We start from the raw sequence: 16,402 nt of genomic DNA, 5'->3' as shown, positions 1-16,402 counted from the left end.
CCTAGAAGAGTTTTTGCAACAGGGCCGAGGCTCCGGCCCCACCGGTGGAGCGGAGGGATTCCTCCTTCACGCCCATGTAATACAGCATGCCGTCGACCACCTTGCCGGACAGGTAGTCGGTTACGTCGAAAGTGGTGGTCGAGCCCGTGGCCTGCATGGCCGCGTTGAGCGGCGTCAGGTAGGTGTCCACCCCGGCGGCCGCCGCGCTCTTTTCCACCACGGGCTTGACCATGGACTTGAGGGTGTCCCGGCTGCTGGCGGCAAAGGCATCGGTGATGCTGGTGGAGCCGCTCCCGAACATGGAGGAGGCGTCGGCCAGGGAAAGGCCCTGGATGACCTGGTTGAAGATGCCGCCGGTTTCCGGCACGGCGTCCATGGCGGCGCTGTTCAGGGCAGAGAGGAGGCTGGAGGAGCCGGAGAGTCCGGACAGGGAGTCCGGGAGGGACAGGGCTGTGGCCGCGTTGGCCGAGAAGCCGTCTCCCGAGGTCAGGGTGGAGACGCCGTAATCGCTCCCCAGTGTCAGCACCTCCTTGACTCCGGCCATGGCCTCGGACGGGGTGTAGGAGAGACCGGCAGCCTTGCTGCCTTCATCCGCGGCCTGTTTGGCGATGTCGCCCCAGCCCGCCTCGGCGGGAAGGGCTGCGAAAATGACGGCCAGCAAAGCGGCCGCGAAAAGAGAAAAGCGAGATGCACGCATGGTGTCCTCCGGTAAGTTCGAGTTCTTGGCCGATACTATCACGGGAGACGGGGTCTGCATAGCGGGCCGTCAAAAAAACGAACCGCTTCATCATTTTTTTGATGAAATTGCCTTGCCGCCCGTAAGCGGCACTTCAAGAAGTGCGTATGGGGCGAGGAATTATCGCTCCCGACGGGCCGGGCCGTTCACCCGGTATAGGTCGCTATGCGCCCTGCATGGCCAGTCCCTTGATAAGGCCGAAACAGCCCGCCAGCATCATGTCGCCGCCCGGGGCCGGGAAGGATACGTCGAAGCCGTCGAGCATTCCCCGCTGCGGGCCAAGCACGTAGGTGGGCTTGAAGCCGTCCGCGTCCCGGGGCAGGTCCAAGGTCAGGCAGCCGTGGCCCTTTTCGTCGAAGACCTGCTCAAAGGAGAGGCAGCCGCAGCGGAAGTTTTCCAGATCGCTCCAGAGCTTCTTGCCGTCCACGCAGCCGGTGTGCTGCTCGTAGACGCCGTGGATTCGCCCGCCGTGTAGCAGGAAGGCGATGAGGTGGGAGTTGCCGATGTTGACCAGGGTGATGCCTCGCTCAAAGCTCTCCTTTTCGATCTCATCCACGAAGAGCGCGCCGAGCACGGCAGCCGGACCGGAGTCCGCCACGGGGCCGCCGCCGATGGCCCGGTGGATGTCTCCAAGCCGGGTCAGGGTTTCGGGCGGGGTGGCGTAGACCAGCGACTCCGGCCGTCCCTCGCCCTCGTTGAGCAGGGATTGCCAGAGCTTGAAGCGTCCGATGCGGTTGGACTTGCCTGGGTGGAAGCCGTGGTCCTGGGCGCAGGCCGCGATGCGGTCGGGCCAGGGCAGCTCGGCGGCGTCAAGGAAGGTGCGCCACCATGCCTCGTCAAAGTCGGCCAGGAGCACGGGGGTGAAGCCGTTCGGACAGGTTTCGGTCAGTTCGATGCCCGACCCGGTGACGCTGGTCAGGTCGTCGGCCATGGTGTAGGCCGCGCTCTCGCTGGAGGCGACCTTGAGCCCGGCCTTCTGGTGGGCACGGATGAAGCGGGTCACGCCGCCGCCCATGTTGCTGCCGTGCAGCCAGATGTTCTCCCCGCGCAGCCGGAGGGCCTCCAGGCGTTTGCCCACCTGAAGGGCCGGAGAGGGGAGGACGAATTTGGGACAGTTCTCCACTTCCCTGTCAGGGGAGTAGAGGAGCACGTCCTGGGTGCCGGAGCCGATATCGAGACAGAGAGTTGTTTGCGACATGTGGTGTTCCTTGTGAGGGTTGACGAGGCAGAGTACATGGCCCACCGGCGCGGGGCAAGTGGGGCGGGCCAACCTTGTCCCTGTTCCGTCACCTTTTCGCGGTTGACGTGGGCCCGTGCCATGGACCACCATGCGGCATGCGATATTTCCTGTGGGTTCTCTTCCTGTTCGTCGTGGTCTGGCCCCTGCTCCGGTATGGGCAGTATCTCTTTTCCAACTGGTGGGCGGACTCCCTGGCCGAGACCCGGGAGCGGCTGGGCGGCCTGACCTGGCCGGTACTGCGCGGCATGGCCACCGCCGCTGCCGCCGACCTCCTCGTCCTGTTCACGTATCCGCTGGGAATTTTCGGCGGGCGCGAACCCGTGGAGGAGGGCACGCCGGTGCTGCTGGTTCATGGCCTCTATCATAATGCCTCGGCCTGGGTGACGGTGAAGCAACGCTTGCGCCGTGCCGGGATCGGCAATCTGCATACCTACCAGTACAACAGCTTCAACGGCAGGTTTCCCGAGGCCGTTGACGGGCTGCAACGCAAGCTCGACGCGTTGCTTCAGGCGACCCCCGGAGGGAAGGTGGTCCTGGTCGGTCACAGCCTGGGTGGACTGGTCATTCGCGCGGCCGTGGGCAATCCGCGATTCTGGGGGAAGATCGCCGGAGTCATGACCCTGGGGACGCCGCACGGCGGGTCCGATCTGGCGCGCCTCGCGGGCAACGCCATGGGGCGCGGGCTCATTCCGGGGGCAGAGATTCCTGCGACGGCGGACAAGGCCCCGGACCCGGATTGCCCGAGACTGGCCGTCTACAACCTGGCCGATGATTTCGTCTTTCCGCTGAAAACGCTCTCCCCGCCAAAGGGGTGGGACGAGTATATCTGCTCGCCCATGGCCCACGTCTGGATGCTCTATTCGCGTGAGGTCTTTGCCCTGATCAGGGAGTTCGTCGAAAAAAACGGCAAGGCTTGATGCGCCCCGGCAAGGCCGCAAAAAAAGGCCGGCCCTCGAAAGAGGGCCGGCCTTTTTTTGTTTCTTGCGAAATGTTCGGGGCTAGTCCATGAGTTCCTCGATCTTGGCCTTGAGGGTGTCCGGCTTGAACGGCTTGGTTACGAAGGCCGTCACGCCGGCCTTTTCGGCCATGTCCATCTGGGATGCTTCGGATTCGGTGGTGACCATGATGATGGGCACATCCTCGTAGCCGGGGGTGTTGCGCAGCTTGGTCACCAGCTCCATGCCGTCCATGACGGGCATGTTCATGTCGGTGATGATCACGTCGAACTCCTCGCCCTGTTCCACGAAGTCGTAGGCCTCTTCGCCGTTGCCCGCGATGACGGGTTCGTAGCCCAGGTCCGTGAGAATGGCCCGGTGCATGGCGCACATGGAGCGGGAGTCGTCTGCGGCCAGCGCCTTGCGTCCACCGCCGGCGATGTCGGGCAGCCTGGCCATGTCCGCCTCGGCGCGGGAGCCGCCGATCTCGGCGAGTGCCTCGCGGAACTGGCCGACGATTTCGGGGTCCTTGGACAGGGCCAGGGCGTCGATGAGAGCGTCGCCCGCACCCGCGTTGTCGTAGAGGGCGTCGAAGATGGTCGTGGCCCGGGAGGCGATGACCGCCTGGGCCAACCTGTCACTTTGGTCGTCGGCTGCGGTCACGAGTTTGGTCAGAGTGGCGATCATGCCGGGATTGACGTGTTTTTCCAGAGCGCCGATGACAGCCATGAGGATGAGTTCGTCGTCCTCCTGGAGGCCGTCTACCAGGCAGATGATGCCCTTCATGGTGCCGATGCGGCCCAGAGCTTCATACACGGCGTAACGCACGTTGTGATCCTCGGCCAACCCCTTGTCGAAGGCGGCCACCAGTCCGTCGGCGCCGGAGCGGTCGCCGATGAAGCCGAGCACGTTGGCAGAGAGGATCTTGTTGTCAGTGTCGCCGCCCTCGAAGGCATCAAAAAGATGGGGGATGACGGGAGCGCCGATGGTCACCAGGGCGTCGGTGATGATCCGGCGCACGGTGGGATTCTTGTGGTGGAGCTTTTGGACCAGGAAGCTGATGGTGTCGTCGTTGGCATAGGACGCCAGGGCCTCCACTGCCTTCCAGGTGGTGATGTCGCAGACCTCGAAACGGTCCGGGGCCTCGGATTCCTCGACCAGTCCCTTGAATATCTCGATGGAGGCCTCGTCGCCGAGCTTGCCCAGCGCCTCGATGCAGGAAGCCTTGATGAACGGGTCCTCATGGCCGAGGTTGGCGCGGAAGACGTCGGCGGCGATCGGATCCCCGATACGGGTCAGGGAGGTCAGGACCTCCATGAGACGGTCGGAGTCGGTCTCGGAAGCCGCAATCTGCGCCAGGGGTTCGGCTGCCCGGCTGAAGGCGTATTCGCCCGCCACTCGGATGCACAGGACGCGATAGCCGTCATGGCTGTCGACGAGTCCTTCGATGACCTTGTCCTCGTTGCTGGACAGGACCGCGTTCAGGGCGTTGACCACCATGTAGTCGATGGAGGTGTCGCCAACGGGTTCCTTGAGCAATTCGACCAGTCCGGCCAGCGTTTCCGGGTCCTTGCTGCCCGAAATCTCGTTGAGGATCGTGATCTGGTCCAGGAATTCCTTGTTGCGAAAGTCGTCTAAAATCGCCATGTGGCTCTCCGCAGGTTGTCGTACGCTTATTGCCTATTCGAAACAGAACTCAATGGTGAAGTCGCCGTTGGGAGTAGTGAAGGGAATGGCCATGATAGGCGATTTGGCCATGTGCGAGATGGTATGGCCGTCGCCCATGACGACCGTGGGGGTCGAGCCCTGGAAGGTGAGGCCTCTTTCGGCCAGACCGGCGCGGGCCTGTCCGGAGATCATGTTGGTCAATTCGCCCACGGCGTCCTTGACGTCTTGCATGATGTCGTCGATTTCGTCGCCAAGCATGTTCTTGACGATGGCCACCGCACACCCTTTGGAAAAGGTCAGGGAAACGCTGCCGTTCTTCTCGCCGGTGATGCCGACCATGCCGGACACGTCGCCCGCGGCCACGGTGTTTTTCTTGACGTAGGGCCTGCCGACCGCCGGCTTGATCATGGCCATTGTCGACAAGACGTCGACGGCTGCCTTTATGAACGGTTTTGCGAGTTCAACATCCATGTGTTTCTCCTTGAAAAATATCGTCTGTCTCGACACGCTGTTGTGGGCTGTGCGAGACGCGCCCGTATGTGCGTGGAATCTTTTCTTGACCACAGAGCGCAGATAGCCCTTGTCAGGTAAATACGTATCGGCTTCGAGTTGAGGGGTCAAGTCGTGTATATTATAAATATCGCTTTGTTGGAGAATTTTTACCTTGCGCTCTGCGTGTCCGCGAAATAGAACTCGGGCGAGACCACCATGACCGACAACACTTCTTCTCCAAGGCCTTTCTCGTCGGCCCTGCCCGCCGTGATCTTCGTCACGTCCATCTTTTTCTGCAACTTTCTCTCACGGGTGATCTTCGCTCCGCTCATGCCCGTGATGCAGGTCGATTTCGATTTTACCCACGCCGGAGCGGGGCACCTGTTTCTGGCCCTGGCCGTGGGTAACGCCCTGGGCCTGTTTGTCAGCGGCCTGGTCTCCCGGGCGCTATACCACCGCAGAACAGTGGCTTTCTCTGCCATGCTGGTGGGGTGTTGCGCCTTGTCCGTGCCCCAGGCCGGGTCCTTCTGGACCTTGCTCCTGACCGTGTTTGCCCTGGGCGTGTCCGTCGGGCTGTACCTGCCCTCGGGCATCGCCACGGTCACCTCCCTGGTCCGCAAGGAGGACTGGGGCAAGACCATGGCCCTGCACGAACTGGCCCCCAACGCCGCTTATGTGACCGCGCCCCTGCTGGCCGAAGCCGTGCTGCTGCATTTCCAGTGGCGGACAGCCCTGTACCTGCTCGGAGCGGCCCAGCTCTGCCTCGCGGCCTGGTTCCTGAAAGCCGGCAAGGGCGGCGAGTATCCCGGCGTGTTCCCCGGGCCCGACACCATTCGGCGCATAGTCCGACGGCCCGTCTTCTGGCTGCTGGTCCTGTTCATGTGCACGGCGGTGGGCGCGTCCCTCGGCCCGTATTCCATGCTGCCGCTCTATCTTTCGGATGCGCACGGCTATACCCGCGAACAGGCCAACCAGTTGCTGGCCATTTCCCGGATCGCGGGCTGCTTCGCCCCGTTCGGGGCGGGGTGGATCACGGACAGATGGGGGCCCAAACCCGCCATCCTGCTGGCCGTGTCCTGCAACTGCCTCACCCTTACCGGCCTCGGTCTGGCCTCCGGCGAATGGCTCGTGGCCATGGTCCTGCTCCAGCCGGTCTTTTCCGTCCTGGTTTTCGCCCCGGCTTTCACGGTCCTGGCCTTCGCCTTTGAACCGCAGGACCGCGCCGTGGCCATCTCTCTGATGGGGCCACTCAACGCGCTGTTCGGCCTCGGGCTTTTCCCCACGCTTCTCGGACACATGGGCGACGCCGGTCATTTCGACCTCGGGTTCCTGCTCCTGGCCGGGGTGCTCCTGGGCGCGCTGTGCTGCCTTCCTCTGCTCCCGGGAAGGGCGCAGGGCGGCGAGGTGTAGTTCTTCTTCCCGTCCCCCTTGCGTCCCGGGCCGCGACCCGGTAACTGTCTTTCCGAAAACAGCTTTTTCAGGGAGGATGTCCATGTTGCAAAGCGCGTTCGGATTGGCTGCGCTGGTGGCGCTGGCCTGGCTGCTCAGCGAGAACCGGCGCAGGGTCTCGCCCGTGGGGATCGCCGTGGGGCTGGCGCTCCAGTTGGTCCTGGCCCTGCTCATGCTCAAGGTTCCCGTCTTCGAGCAGATCTTTCTCGGGCTCAACCAGGCGGCCCTGGCCATCGAGAAGGCGACCATGGCCGGGACGAGCTTCGTCTTCGGCTACCTGGGCGGCGGGCCCATGCCCTTCAAGGAGCCGTACCCCGGCGCGGGCTTCATCCTCGCCTTCCGCGCCCTGCCCATCATCCTGATCATGTCCGTGCTCTCGGCGGTGCTCTACTACTGGCGGGTGCTCCCCGTGGTGGTCAAAGGGTTCGCCTACTGCCTGGAGAAGACCCTGAAGGTCGGCGGCGCGCTCGGTGTGGGCGCGGCCTCCAATATTTTTGTGGGCATGGTCGAGGCCCCGCTGGTCATCAAGCCCTATCTCTCGCGCATGACCCGCAGCGAGCTGTTCACGCTCATGACCTGCGGCATGGCCACCATCGCCGGGACCATGCTCGTGCTCTACGCCTCCATCCTGTCCAAGGTCGTGCCCAACGCCATGGGCCAGATCCTGGCCGCGTCCATCATCTCGGCCCCGGCGGCCATCCTCGTGGCCCGGGTCATGGTGCCCGAGACCGAGGCCGTGACCGAAGGGACCGCCGTGCCGCCCCGCGCCGCCAGTTCGACCATGGACGCGGTGACCCACGGGACAACGGACGGCATTAACATCCTGCTCAACGTCGTGGCCATGCTCCTGGTCCTGGTCGCCTTGGTCTCCCTGATCAACTCCGGGCTCGGCTTTCTGCCCGACGTGGCTGGCGCGCCCCTGACCCTCCAGCGCATCCTGGGCTGGGTCATGTCTCCGGTGGTCTGGCTCATCGGCATCCCCTGGTCCGAGGCCCAGGTGGCGGGCTCACTCATGGGCACCAAGACCATCCTCAACGAATTCCTCGCCTATCTCGACATGGCCAAGCTGGGGCCGGACGTCCTGTCCGAGCGCAGCCGGATCATCATGACCTACGCCATGTGCGGGTTCGCCAACTTCGGCTCCCTGGGCATCATGATCGGCGGCATGAGCGTCATGGCCCCGGAGCGGCGCGGCGACATCGTCAGCCTGGGCGCGCGCTCCATCGTCTCCGGCACCCTGGCCACGCTGATGACCGGGGCCGTGGTCGGTATCATCCTCTAAGGGGAGGGAACTGGACATGGTTGGACGAAGGCGTACATTGCCCGATGAGGACAACCCGCAACACGGACGGTGAGCCATGACGTACAAAGTCCATCCCATCTGCATGGGAACCAAGGTCTTCGACAAGGGCATGATGACCTACCAGCACGACTACGGGAAGCCGTACACCATCCCCATCTACACCTGGTACATCGAGGGCGGGGACAAGACCATTCTGGTGGACACCGGCGAGATGCAGCCCATCATCTCGGAAGAGCGCGAAAAGGCCATCGGCGGCAAGATCTACACCTTCGAGGAGGGGCTGGCCAAGTACGGGCTCAAGCCCGAGGACGTGGACGTGATCATCCACACCCATCTGCACAACGACCACTGCGAGAACGACTACAAGTGCGTCAACGCCAGGGTCTACGTGCATGAGAAGGAGCTGGAGACCGTCTACAATCCCCACCCCCTGGATTTCCGCTACCTGGAGGACTACGTGGACGACGTGAAGGACAACGGCCAGATCGTCACCGTCAACGAGGACACCGAGGTTTTGCCCGGCATCACCATGATCCACACCCCGGCTCACACCGAGGGCGGCATGTCCGTAAAGGTGGAGACGGACAAGGGGAGCGTGCTCATCTGCGGCTTCTGCACCATCCTGGAAAACCTGGAGCCGCCCATCGAGGTCCGGGCCATGGAGATGGAGGTCATCCCTCCGGGCACCAATACCGGCCCTGAGCGGGCCTACGACATCCTGCTCAAGGCCAAGGGCATGGCGGACTATATCCTGCCCCTGCACGAACCCAAGTGGGCGTCCATGGAGACCGTGCCGGAGTAACTGTTGCGCCAGGCCGGGGAGTCGGCCGGGCATCGTTTTGTTTTGATTTCCCGCTGATTGAGGCGTACGGTTCCGGCCATGTCTCCCGTCGTGCTCGCCATCGCCCCCATCTTCGGGCTGATTCTTCTCGGCTTCGTTCTGCGCCGCGTGGAGTTTCCCGGCGTGGGTTTCTGGCCGGTTTCCGAGCGGCTCACCTATTACGTGCTATTCCCGGCCCTGCTGATCAGCGGGCTGTCCGGGCGCAGCTTCGACGACTCGGCCAGGGGGCTGGCCGTGGTCCTGTTCGTCTCGGTCTGCCTGGTGGCCGGAGGGCTGGTGGCCCTGCGCAAGAGGCTGGTCCCGGACGGGCCGCAGTTCACCTCCGTGTTCCAGGGCAGCATCCGGCCCAATACCTATGTGGGCCTCTCGGCTGCCGCAGCCCTGCTCGGGCCGGACTGGATGACGCTTTCCGCCGTGGCCCTGCTCACCCTGATTCCCCTGGTCAACGTCCTCTGCGTCCTGATCCTCTCCCGCCACGGCGACAACGGCGGCGGGGTAGGGCGGACCTTTGTGGAGCTGGCCAAGAATCCGCTCATCCTGGCCTGTGTGGCCGGCTTCCTGATGAACGGTCTGGACATCATCCTGCCCGCTACGTTAGCGGAACTGCTGACCATTCTGGGAAAGGCGGCCCTGCCTCTTGGCCTGCTCGCCGTGGGCGCGGGCCTGCGTTTCGACGGGCTGGGCGACAAGGTCATGCCCGTGGCCGTGGCCTCTGCTGCGCACCTGCTGGTGCTCCCCCTGGCGGCCTTCCTGCTCTCCCTGTTCCTCGGCCTGGACCCGCTCTCGCGCACCGCCGCCCTGATCTTCACCGCCATCCCGGTGTCCGTGTCAGCCTTCATTCTGGCCAGGCAGATGGGCGGCGACCACCGACTCATGGCCCTGGTGATCACCACCCAGACCGTGCTCTCCAGCGTTACACTTCCGTTGATTCTCGCCGTACTGGGCTAGCAGGCTGCCGGGAAACGGCTGTCTGCTTCGTTGCTGCGTAAAGTCCGACCCCTCGCGTATGTCGAAATACGCTTCGGTCCCGGGCTTTTCTTGCGCCTCGCAGCCAACCATTTCCCGGCAGCCTGCGTAAAATGACATGGCTGTCTGCTTCGTTGCCGCGAAAAGCCCGACCCCTCACGTATGTCGCGATACGCTTCGGTCACGGGCTTTTCTTGCGCCTCGCAGCCAACCATTTCCCGGCAGCCTGCGTAAAGTGGCACGGCTGGCCGTGGCGTTGCTACGGAAAGCCCGGCCAGCCGCATTGCGGCCTGCTCTTTTTTTCTACTTTCTGCCCCGTCGGAGTTTTCTTGTGTTTCGGACGGTATTTCAGGGAAAACCCCTTGAAATTGTGCGGGTATTGGGTGACGATGCCCCAACTGGAGTGATCGAGGTTAAAGGAGATATCGATGGCTAAAGATTTCAGAGAGTTGCTTGTGGAAGCATCCCGCCACGACGTGTTCGGGCGGTTTTTCAAGGAATTGCAGGTGGGGCTCAAGGTCGTGATCTCGTTTCAGGCCAGCACCACCCACGCGTGCGAGCCCGCCGAAACCCTGGACGATCCGTACGCCTACAAGAAATGGGAAGTGGCCCTGCGCCAGATCAACAAGCCCATCTCCGTCCCCAAGGTCGGCGCCTGGACCTATCTGAAGAACAACGTGTGGGCAAAAAAGTTCGACCTGCCCGAGTTCCAGAACTGCATGATCGGCGATTATCTGACAGTTGCCGAAGCCCAGCAGTGCTTCGAGGACGTCATCGCCTACGCCATGACCAACAACCAGCTCGAATCCGAGGACGACGTCACCGTGGTCGAGCCCGACGAGAACCTGAAGCGCAAGGGCGGCTGCGGCGGCTGCGCCGGAGCCAAGCGTACGGCCAAGCCCAAGGCTGCCGAAGCGGAATAGGTTCGCGCCGCATCGAATATGCAAAGGCCCGCCTTCTCCGGAAGGCGGGCCTTTTTGTTCATTGGGTCCCATGCCACTGCGTGCCGTCAGTGGCCTATTGAATCGCAGCCCGCTTCCGGCGGACGGCCACCAGGCCGAACAGCCCTGCGCCGAGGAGCAGGATGGTCGAGGGCTCGGGTGTAGCGACAGGTGCCGTCGAACCTTGATTGGCCAGGAAAGCGCCTGATCCGGATTCAAATGTCGCGCCGTTGAGCTCGGTGAACCCAACTTCGCTGGTGTTGTAGAAATCGGATGCCGAAATACCCTCGTTCGAACCGTTGGCGTCTGCGCTGGTCCAGATTCGGATGCCGTACGTCTTGAGCGGGTCGGCCTCGAACGTCAGGGATTTGGTCAGATCAAAAGAATAGGTTTGGCCGGTGGTGTCATAGGCCATATCGTCAAAAGACACCCACTGATTAAGGAGATCCAGCCAATATTGATCCCCGACGGCGAAATTGATGGCGGCGGTTGCAACTTTGGTGAAGCTGGTCACCATGCCTAATCCGTAGGCGGATTCTTCCAACCAGGAGCTGTAGCCGGTGATGTCATAAATGCTTATCGAAGTGTCCGACGTGGCGTATCCGTCCGGGCTGGTGTTCGAAAGGAGTCCCTCCAGGCTGAGGCTCATGGTCACGGAGGTCGGCGAATTGTTCGAAGTGGCAAAGGAGAGCGTGTCGTACATGACAATAAGAGACTGGCCGTTTTGCGAGTCTGAGGAAGTCTGAATGAACTGGCTGCCCGCCGATCCGGTCGAAAGATCGGCCCGCGCCTTGATCGAGCTTCCATACGCTGAGGTTAAGTTGCTATTGGTCGTGGTGTCAGTTGTATACTGGTTGACCAACTCTCCTGTCGGGTTTTCCATCTGGTAAGTCCATATTCCGGAGTTGAATGAGGAAGCGAAGGCAGGGCACGCCGTCATGACTACGAATGAAAAGGTTAGGAGTATGGCGAGAGAGGCGAATTGTACGCGAGCATTTTTCAACAGTGATCGACAAGACATGGCATGTTTCTCCATTTCAAGGCTGTTCTATCTATGGGTCTTTAAGGTGGTGTTGCCTGAGGTACGCATCCTGTTCACGATAGGAATTTCGCTACGTTGAAAGGCGAAAATTTCGAGGAAGGGTATAGCAAAACACATGCCTAAAGATGTATGTCTTTTCTCTTTGTAGGGTTAATCAGTATTGTGCATTATTTATAAAATAATAGTTTGTAATGATTTCGGTGTTGTTTTGTAAGTTTTGCCGACAGAATATTCAGGTTGAAGTATTTGTCAGGCGTTGTCTCGGCGAGGGCCAGAATTCTTTGTGCCCGGGATACCCTTGGGGCGTTAGCAGGAAAAAGGCCCGCCTTTCTGAGAAGACGGGCCTTTTATCGCGTATAGCAAGTTGAGGACCTTCGCCGAAGGCGAGAGCGGGTTTCCAAAGTGCCGGAGCCCTTTGGCCGCGGAGGCGAAATTACCTGACATCCCCACCCGCCAGGGTGGCTTACCCTTCTGATCTCGTAAACCGGCTTTTCGCGCTATCTCCCGTAAGTGGCCGTGATCGAGGCCTTAGCCAAGGTGTGGCCTCCGAGGAAGAAGCCGACCATGGCCGCAGAGCTGTCCGGCGCGAGGTCGAGTTTCTCCACGTCCAGGGCGTAAATGGTGAAGACGTAGCGGTGATCGCCGTGCCCCTCGGGCGGACAGGCCCCGCCGTAGCCGGGTTGGCCGAAGTCGGTCCGGCTCTGGACCGCTCCTTCCGGGAGATGGCCGTCCTCGCTGCCCGCGCCCGCTTCCAGGCCGGTGGCCGTGGCCGGGATGTTGAAGACCACCCAGTGCCACCAGCCGCTGCCGGTGGGCGCGTCCGGGTCATAGACGGTCAGGGCGAAGCTCTTGGTGCCGTCGGGCGCGTTGTGCCAGGCCAGGGCCGGGGAGACGTTGCCGCCGGAGCACCCGAAGCCGTTCAGGATATGCTCGCCGGGCAGCGACTTTCCGTCTTGCAGGGTCGGGCTCGAGAGCGAGAAGTCTCCAGCCAAAGCCGGGAGCGAGAACAGGATAACGGCGGTCGCCGTCAGGATCAGTGACATGATTTTTTTGCGCATTATTTCCTCCTTTGCGTTGAAGAGGGAATAGCATCCGCCCAGGCGGTGCGCAGTCACGAACCGGCCAAAGGTTGCCCCGAAGCGGCGCAGCGGAGCACTTCGCCGGGGCTGATGCCGAACCGTTCGCGAAACAGCCCGGCGAAACGGGAGGCGGAATTGTAGCCGCAGCGGTAGGCCACTTCGCCCACTGAGGTCCGGCCCGACTGGAGCATGCCCAGGCCTGTGTTGAGGCGGACTTCCCGGAGGATGCGCCGCAGTCCGCAGTCCTCCCCGCTGAGGCGACGGCGCAGGGTCCTTTCGCTGGTCCCGAGCCGCTCGGCGATGTCCCGCGCGGTCCAGTCCCGGCCCGGGTTCATGCCGATGACCGAGCCGCAGCGCGCGCTCCACGTTCTGGCCGAGGTCCAGAGCAGCGGCAGGCAGTCGATGCGGTCCGCGATGAGCAGCAGCAGGGCCTCGCGACAGAGGTCCAGTACCCTGTCGTTGCCGCCTTCGGTGGCCATTTCAACCAGATGGATGAGGGCGTTGCCGATGACCGGGTCGCAGTCGAGCCGAAGTCCATCGAGTGGCGGCATGGGCGCGGCATCCGGTCCGGGGCCGGTCATGGCCCGCGCGATCATGGCCTCATCATATGGCAGGAACAGGGCTGAATACCGGCCCGAACCGCTGTCCGGTCTGTTTTCGATGGAGGTCTCCATGCGAGCGGGAAAGAGCAGCCCCTGTCCGCTTCGCACCTCTATGCGCTCATGCCCGCGGGTGACGGTCTTGGTCCCTTCGAGGACGAAAACCACTGCCGACTGCGGCGGGCAGACCGCGTGCAGCCGGTGTGTCCGGGTAAAGGAGAGCGTGCCCGGAAAGGGGAGGGGATTGCATCCCGTCTCTCCGGTGTCAGTCGACATGAGGGTTTTCAGCTTGCGGCAAAGGGTGAGGGAGTCCATTGCCGATGCCTATCAGCGGTGCGGAGCCCTGGCAAGCCGCTACGCGTCCACGGCGAGGATCGCTTCGACCTCGATCTTGAGGCCTTCTGCGAACAGCCCGTCGACGCGGACGAGAGAGCTGGCCGGGAGATGTTCTCCGTACATGTCGAACAGCGCCGCCCGCAACTGTTCGATCCGGTCCAGCTCCGTCACGAACGCCGTTATCTTGATCAGATTTTCCAGCCCGCTGCCAGCCGACTCGGCAATGGTGCGGATGTTGCGGAATACCTCCCGCGCCTGGACCTCGATGGGGGCGGTTTGCGCAGGGGAGCCAAATGCCGTGAGGCCGGACAAATACAGGGTGTCGCCGTGCCTGACGGCATGAACATACGGCCCGGCAGGAGGGCTTGCGTCGGGGGTGTTCAGTCGCTGCAACATCATAGGCCGCCCTCTTCCGCTTTGGCCTGAGGGCTTCTGTTTCCACCGCCTCTGCTCAGGTATGGGATGATCACATAGACCATCAGCGGCACGAGTATCGCGCTGACGATCAGGGTCTGCACGAACAGCGGGAGCGGTTGTCCCAGGCTGCGTATGGCGATGGACAGGAGCGTTACAAGCACCCAGACGCAGAGCCAGACCTTGAAGACGAAAGGCAGTTTAGCCATGGGAATCCTCCTTGGACATGAAGTCCTGAATGGTTTCGTAAAAGCCGGGTAGGATGGCCTGCAGCTTGTCCTTGCCCGCCCGGGTCAGCGCGACGCGCTTGGCGCGGCGGTCATGCTCGTTGGCCGATATCTCTACGAAGCCAGCCTCGGCCAACCCCTTCAGGGTCCGGGTCATGACCGGCTTGGAGACGTCGAGGCGGGCGGCCAGTTCCGTGACGCTCAACTCTTCCCGGTCCGGCTCGCGGTCAATGACGATGAGGATCAGGTAGCGAAGCTGGGAGAAGTCGTGCCGGGCGAAGTAGTCATCTATCCGGCGGATGAGCTGGCTCCCCCGCTGCATGAGGATGAGCGCCTTCTCGACCGCGTCCACCTGCATGGTGGGGAAGCGGTCATGGTAGCGTTCCAGGGTTTCCCGCGAAGGGAGGTCTTTCAGAAAAAACACGGCTAGCCCTCCATTCGCGTGATCAGTTCGGCGGCGTTGGTCTCCTCGCCGAAGTGGTGGACCACGTGCCGGCGCACATGGTCGTGCTGGGCCTGCTCGAAGGCGGCGCAGGCGTCTTCCACGAGATAGGCGTTGTAGCCGAGGTCGTGCGCCTCCCGCAGGGTCGACTCGACGCAGACGTGCGTGGCGAAGCCCATCAGGAAGAGGGTGTTGATCTTCCGGTTGCGCAGGAACGGGTCCAGGGTTGAGTTCTTCAGCGCGCTGCCGCCGGATCGTCCTGCCACAACGAACTCGCCGTCGCGAGGGACGAACGGTTCCACTGGTCGCGCGCCGTTTTCTTGCCATGTCCCGGCTGCGGGGATGGCCTTCCTGAGTCCGAGCACGTCCCGGCCCTCGTTGAAGAGCAGGTAGTGCGGGTCGCCGCTCAGGTCGAGCCCGGCATGGGCCACGGTCCAGCCGTTTGCCCTGGCCGTTTCGAGAACGCTACCGGCCTTGCGAACGGCCTCGAGGAACGGTTCTTTGTCCTTGATCAGGCGTTGTTGGAGGACGCCTTCCTCGGTCAGCCATTCGTTTTGGAATTCTATGAAGACGAGAGCGGAATCTTCCTTGATGACGGAATGCAACATGGGTTTCCCCCTGTATGGTTTGTCGGCTTTGGCCGATGTTGCTCAACTTTTGTTATCATGATAACTAAATTGGCGGGGACAAATTGTCAAGGCCGGTTCCGTGATTGGCGGGCGGCTTGATGCTTCAGCCGAAAAAGGCGGTGAGCGCAACCACGTAGGCCAGTGCGGGGAGCAGGTTTGCCAGTCGGATTTCGGTCAGTTCGAGCAGGTTGATGCCGATGCCGATGATGAGCAGGCCGCCGCAGGCCGAGACCTGGGCGATCATCAGCTCCGAGAAGTACTGCTGGAAGAAGCCCGCGCCGATGGTCATGGAGCCCTGGTAGAGGAAGACCGGAATGGCGGAGAAGAGCACGCCCGAGCCGTAGGACGCGGCCAGGGCCACCGAGCCGAACCCGTCGAGAATGGCCTTGGTGAAGAGGATCTCCGGGTTGTTGTTGATGCCTTCCTCCAGGGAGCCGACAATGGCCATGGCTCCGATGCAGTATATGAGGGAGGCGGTGATCAGTCCGTCGGTGAAGTTGGGGTTCTTGGACTTGATCAGTTGCTTGAATTTGTTTCCCAGCCGCTCGAACATGGTGTCGAGCCTGGCCAGCTCTCCGGTGATGCCGCCCAGCAGCACGGCGAAGATAACGATGAGGATGTTCTCCACCTTGAGGGCCATCTGGATGCCGATGAGCAGCACGCACAATCCCAGCCCCTGGAAGACGATGGTCCGGATACGTTCGGGAAACCGGGATTGAAGCCAGCAGCCGATAACCGAGCCGCCGATGATGGCCAGAGCGTTGACGATGGAGCCGATGGGAAGCATGGGAAAACCTTCTTTACTTATAGAAGTGGCAAACGGCAGGACGGTGCTATCACCAAGCGGATAACGTGACAAGAACATTGACACCATACGCCCGCTGCCCTATGAAGAATGTCTCCCATGCCAGGGTGGCGGAATTGGTAGACGCAGCGGACTCAAAATCCGCCGGTTTCGCGACTGTGAGGGTTCGAGTCCCTCCCCTGGTACCAAGGCAGAATCCGACCAAGTCCAAGGTCGTCCAGAAAGCCCCCGAATTTCGGGGGCTTTTGCTTTGTCTTG

At 62.2% G+C, this 16,402-nt stretch carries 18 protein-coding genes and 1 tRNA gene; 7 read left to right on the top strand and 12 right to left on the bottom strand.

Annotated elements, in window-relative coordinates; genetic code table 11:
* Position 1: 1 nt before the first annotated feature.
* Complete coding sequence (locus GM415_RS02530; protein ID WP_158946268.1) at positions 2-697, bottom strand: DUF4197 family protein; 696 nt, start codon at positions 695-697, stop codon at positions 2-4.
* 202 nt (positions 698-899) lie between these two features.
* Positions 900-1,934 carry a DUF1786 domain-containing protein gene (locus tag GM415_RS02525; RefSeq protein WP_158946267.1) on the bottom strand — a complete coding sequence of 345 codons (1,035 nt, stop codon included), beginning with the start codon at positions 1,932-1,934 and terminating at the stop codon, positions 900-902.
* A gap of 137 nt (positions 1,935-2,071) precedes the next feature.
* Between GM415_RS02525 and GM415_RS02520 the strand changes: the two genes are divergently transcribed.
* The gene (locus tag GM415_RS02520) at positions 2,072-2,893 is read left to right on the top strand and encodes an esterase/lipase family protein (RefSeq protein ID WP_158946266.1); all 822 of its coding nucleotides are present in this window, start codon (positions 2,072-2,074) and stop codon (positions 2,891-2,893) included.
* Positions 2,894-2,974: 81 nt separating this feature from the next.
* Here the strand turns inward: GM415_RS02520 and GM415_RS02515 are convergent, their stop codons facing one another.
* Both GM415_RS02515 and GM415_RS02510 read right to left on the bottom strand, forming a co-directional pair.
* The gene (locus GM415_RS02515; RefSeq protein ID WP_158946265.1) at positions 2,975-4,558 is read right to left on the bottom strand and encodes a response regulator; all 1,584 of its coding nucleotides are present in this window, start codon (positions 4,556-4,558) and stop codon (positions 2,975-2,977) included.
* A gap of 33 nt (positions 4,559-4,591) precedes the next feature.
* The gene (locus tag GM415_RS02510) at positions 4,592-5,050 is read right to left on the bottom strand and encodes a chemotaxis protein CheX (RefSeq protein ID WP_158946264.1); all 459 of its coding nucleotides are present in this window, start codon (positions 5,048-5,050) and stop codon (positions 4,592-4,594) included.
* A gap of 237 nt (positions 5,051-5,287) precedes the next feature.
* Between GM415_RS02510 and GM415_RS02505 the strand changes: the two genes are divergently transcribed.
* The 5 genes from GM415_RS02505 to GM415_RS02485 all read left to right on the top strand — a co-directional run bounded on the left by GM415_RS02505 (position 5,288) and on the right by GM415_RS02485 (position 10,553).
* Positions 5,288-6,481 (top strand): MFS transporter, encoded by a 1,194-nt coding sequence (locus GM415_RS02505; protein WP_158946263.1) that lies wholly within the window; start codon positions 5,288-5,290, stop codon positions 6,479-6,481.
* A gap of 82 nt (positions 6,482-6,563) precedes the next feature.
* Positions 6,564-7,802 carry a NupC/NupG family nucleoside CNT transporter gene (locus tag GM415_RS02500; RefSeq protein WP_199244327.1) on the top strand — a complete coding sequence of 413 codons (1,239 nt, stop codon included), beginning with the start codon at positions 6,564-6,566 and terminating at the stop codon, positions 7,800-7,802.
* Positions 7,803-7,878: 76 nt separating this feature from the next.
* A complete protein-coding gene (locus GM415_RS02495; protein ID WP_158946261.1) occupies positions 7,879-8,625 on the top strand; it encodes an N-acyl homoserine lactonase family protein in 747 nt (248 codons plus the stop codon).
* Positions 8,626-8,703: 78 nt separating this feature from the next.
* The gene (locus tag GM415_RS02490; protein WP_158946260.1) at positions 8,704-9,612 is read left to right on the top strand and encodes an AEC family transporter; all 909 of its coding nucleotides are present in this window, start codon (positions 8,704-8,706) and stop codon (positions 9,610-9,612) included.
* A gap of 446 nt (positions 9,613-10,058) precedes the next feature.
* Positions 10,059-10,553, top strand: a complete 495-nt coding sequence (locus GM415_RS02485) for a hypothetical protein (RefSeq protein WP_158946259.1) — start codon at positions 10,059-10,061, stop codon at positions 10,551-10,553.
* A gap of 94 nt (positions 10,554-10,647) precedes the next feature.
* Here GM415_RS02485 and GM415_RS02480 read toward each other — a convergent pair whose 3' ends face one another.
* From GM415_RS02480 to GM415_RS02445, 8 genes are all read right to left on the bottom strand, one after another.
* Positions 10,648-11,454, bottom strand: coding sequence for a PEP-CTERM sorting domain-containing protein (locus GM415_RS02480; protein WP_242012324.1), 807 nt, complete (start codon positions 11,452-11,454; stop codon positions 10,648-10,650).
* 656 nt (positions 11,455-12,110) lie between these two features.
* Positions 12,111-12,671, bottom strand: coding sequence for a kinase inhibitor (locus GM415_RS02475; RefSeq protein ID WP_242012323.1), 561 nt, complete (start codon positions 12,669-12,671; stop codon positions 12,111-12,113).
* A gap of 53 nt (positions 12,672-12,724) precedes the next feature.
* Positions 12,725-13,606: an AraC family transcriptional regulator gene (locus GM415_RS02470; RefSeq protein WP_158946258.1), complete on the bottom strand. Its 882-nt coding sequence runs from the start codon at positions 13,604-13,606 to the stop codon at positions 12,725-12,727.
* Between the two features lie 39 nt (positions 13,607-13,645).
* On the bottom strand, positions 13,646-14,026 hold the full coding sequence (locus GM415_RS02465) for a RidA family protein (RefSeq protein ID WP_158946257.1): 381 nt from the start codon (positions 14,024-14,026) through the stop codon (positions 13,646-13,648).
* Positions 14,023-14,250 (bottom strand): putative antibiotic biosynthesis monooxygenase, encoded by a 228-nt coding sequence (locus tag GM415_RS02460; RefSeq protein ID WP_158946256.1) that lies wholly within the window; start codon positions 14,248-14,250, stop codon positions 14,023-14,025. Before GM415_RS02460 ends, GM415_RS02465 begins: the two co-directional genes overlap by 4 nt.
* Positions 14,243-14,692 carry a MarR family winged helix-turn-helix transcriptional regulator gene (locus GM415_RS02455; RefSeq protein WP_158946255.1) on the bottom strand — a complete coding sequence of 150 codons (450 nt, stop codon included), beginning with the start codon at positions 14,690-14,692 and terminating at the stop codon, positions 14,243-14,245. Before GM415_RS02455 ends, GM415_RS02460 begins: the two co-directional genes overlap by 8 nt.
* Positions 14,693-14,694: 2 nt before the next feature.
* On the bottom strand, positions 14,695-15,318 hold the full coding sequence (locus tag GM415_RS02450) for a cysteine hydrolase family protein (RefSeq protein WP_158946254.1): 624 nt from the start codon (positions 15,316-15,318) through the stop codon (positions 14,695-14,697).
* A gap of 124 nt (positions 15,319-15,442) precedes the next feature.
* Complete coding sequence (locus tag GM415_RS02445) at positions 15,443-16,126, bottom strand: DUF554 domain-containing protein (RefSeq protein WP_158946253.1); 684 nt, start codon at positions 16,124-16,126, stop codon at positions 15,443-15,445.
* Between the two features lie 119 nt (positions 16,127-16,245).
* On the opposite strand from GM415_RS02445, the gene GM415_RS02440 reads away from it, so the two are divergent.
* Positions 16,246-16,332: transfer RNA gene (locus tag GM415_RS02440), tRNA-Leu, on the top strand.
* Positions 16,333-16,402: the final 70 nt, after the last annotated feature.

This window comes from Pseudodesulfovibrio cashew (genome assembly GCF_009762795.1).
GTDB classification, from domain to species: Bacteria; Desulfobacterota; Desulfovibrionia; order Desulfovibrionales; family Desulfovibrionaceae; genus Pseudodesulfovibrio; species Pseudodesulfovibrio cashew.
The sequence above is the reverse complement of the archived record's forward strand: the minus strand, read 5'-3'. Positions and strand labels throughout refer to the sequence as shown.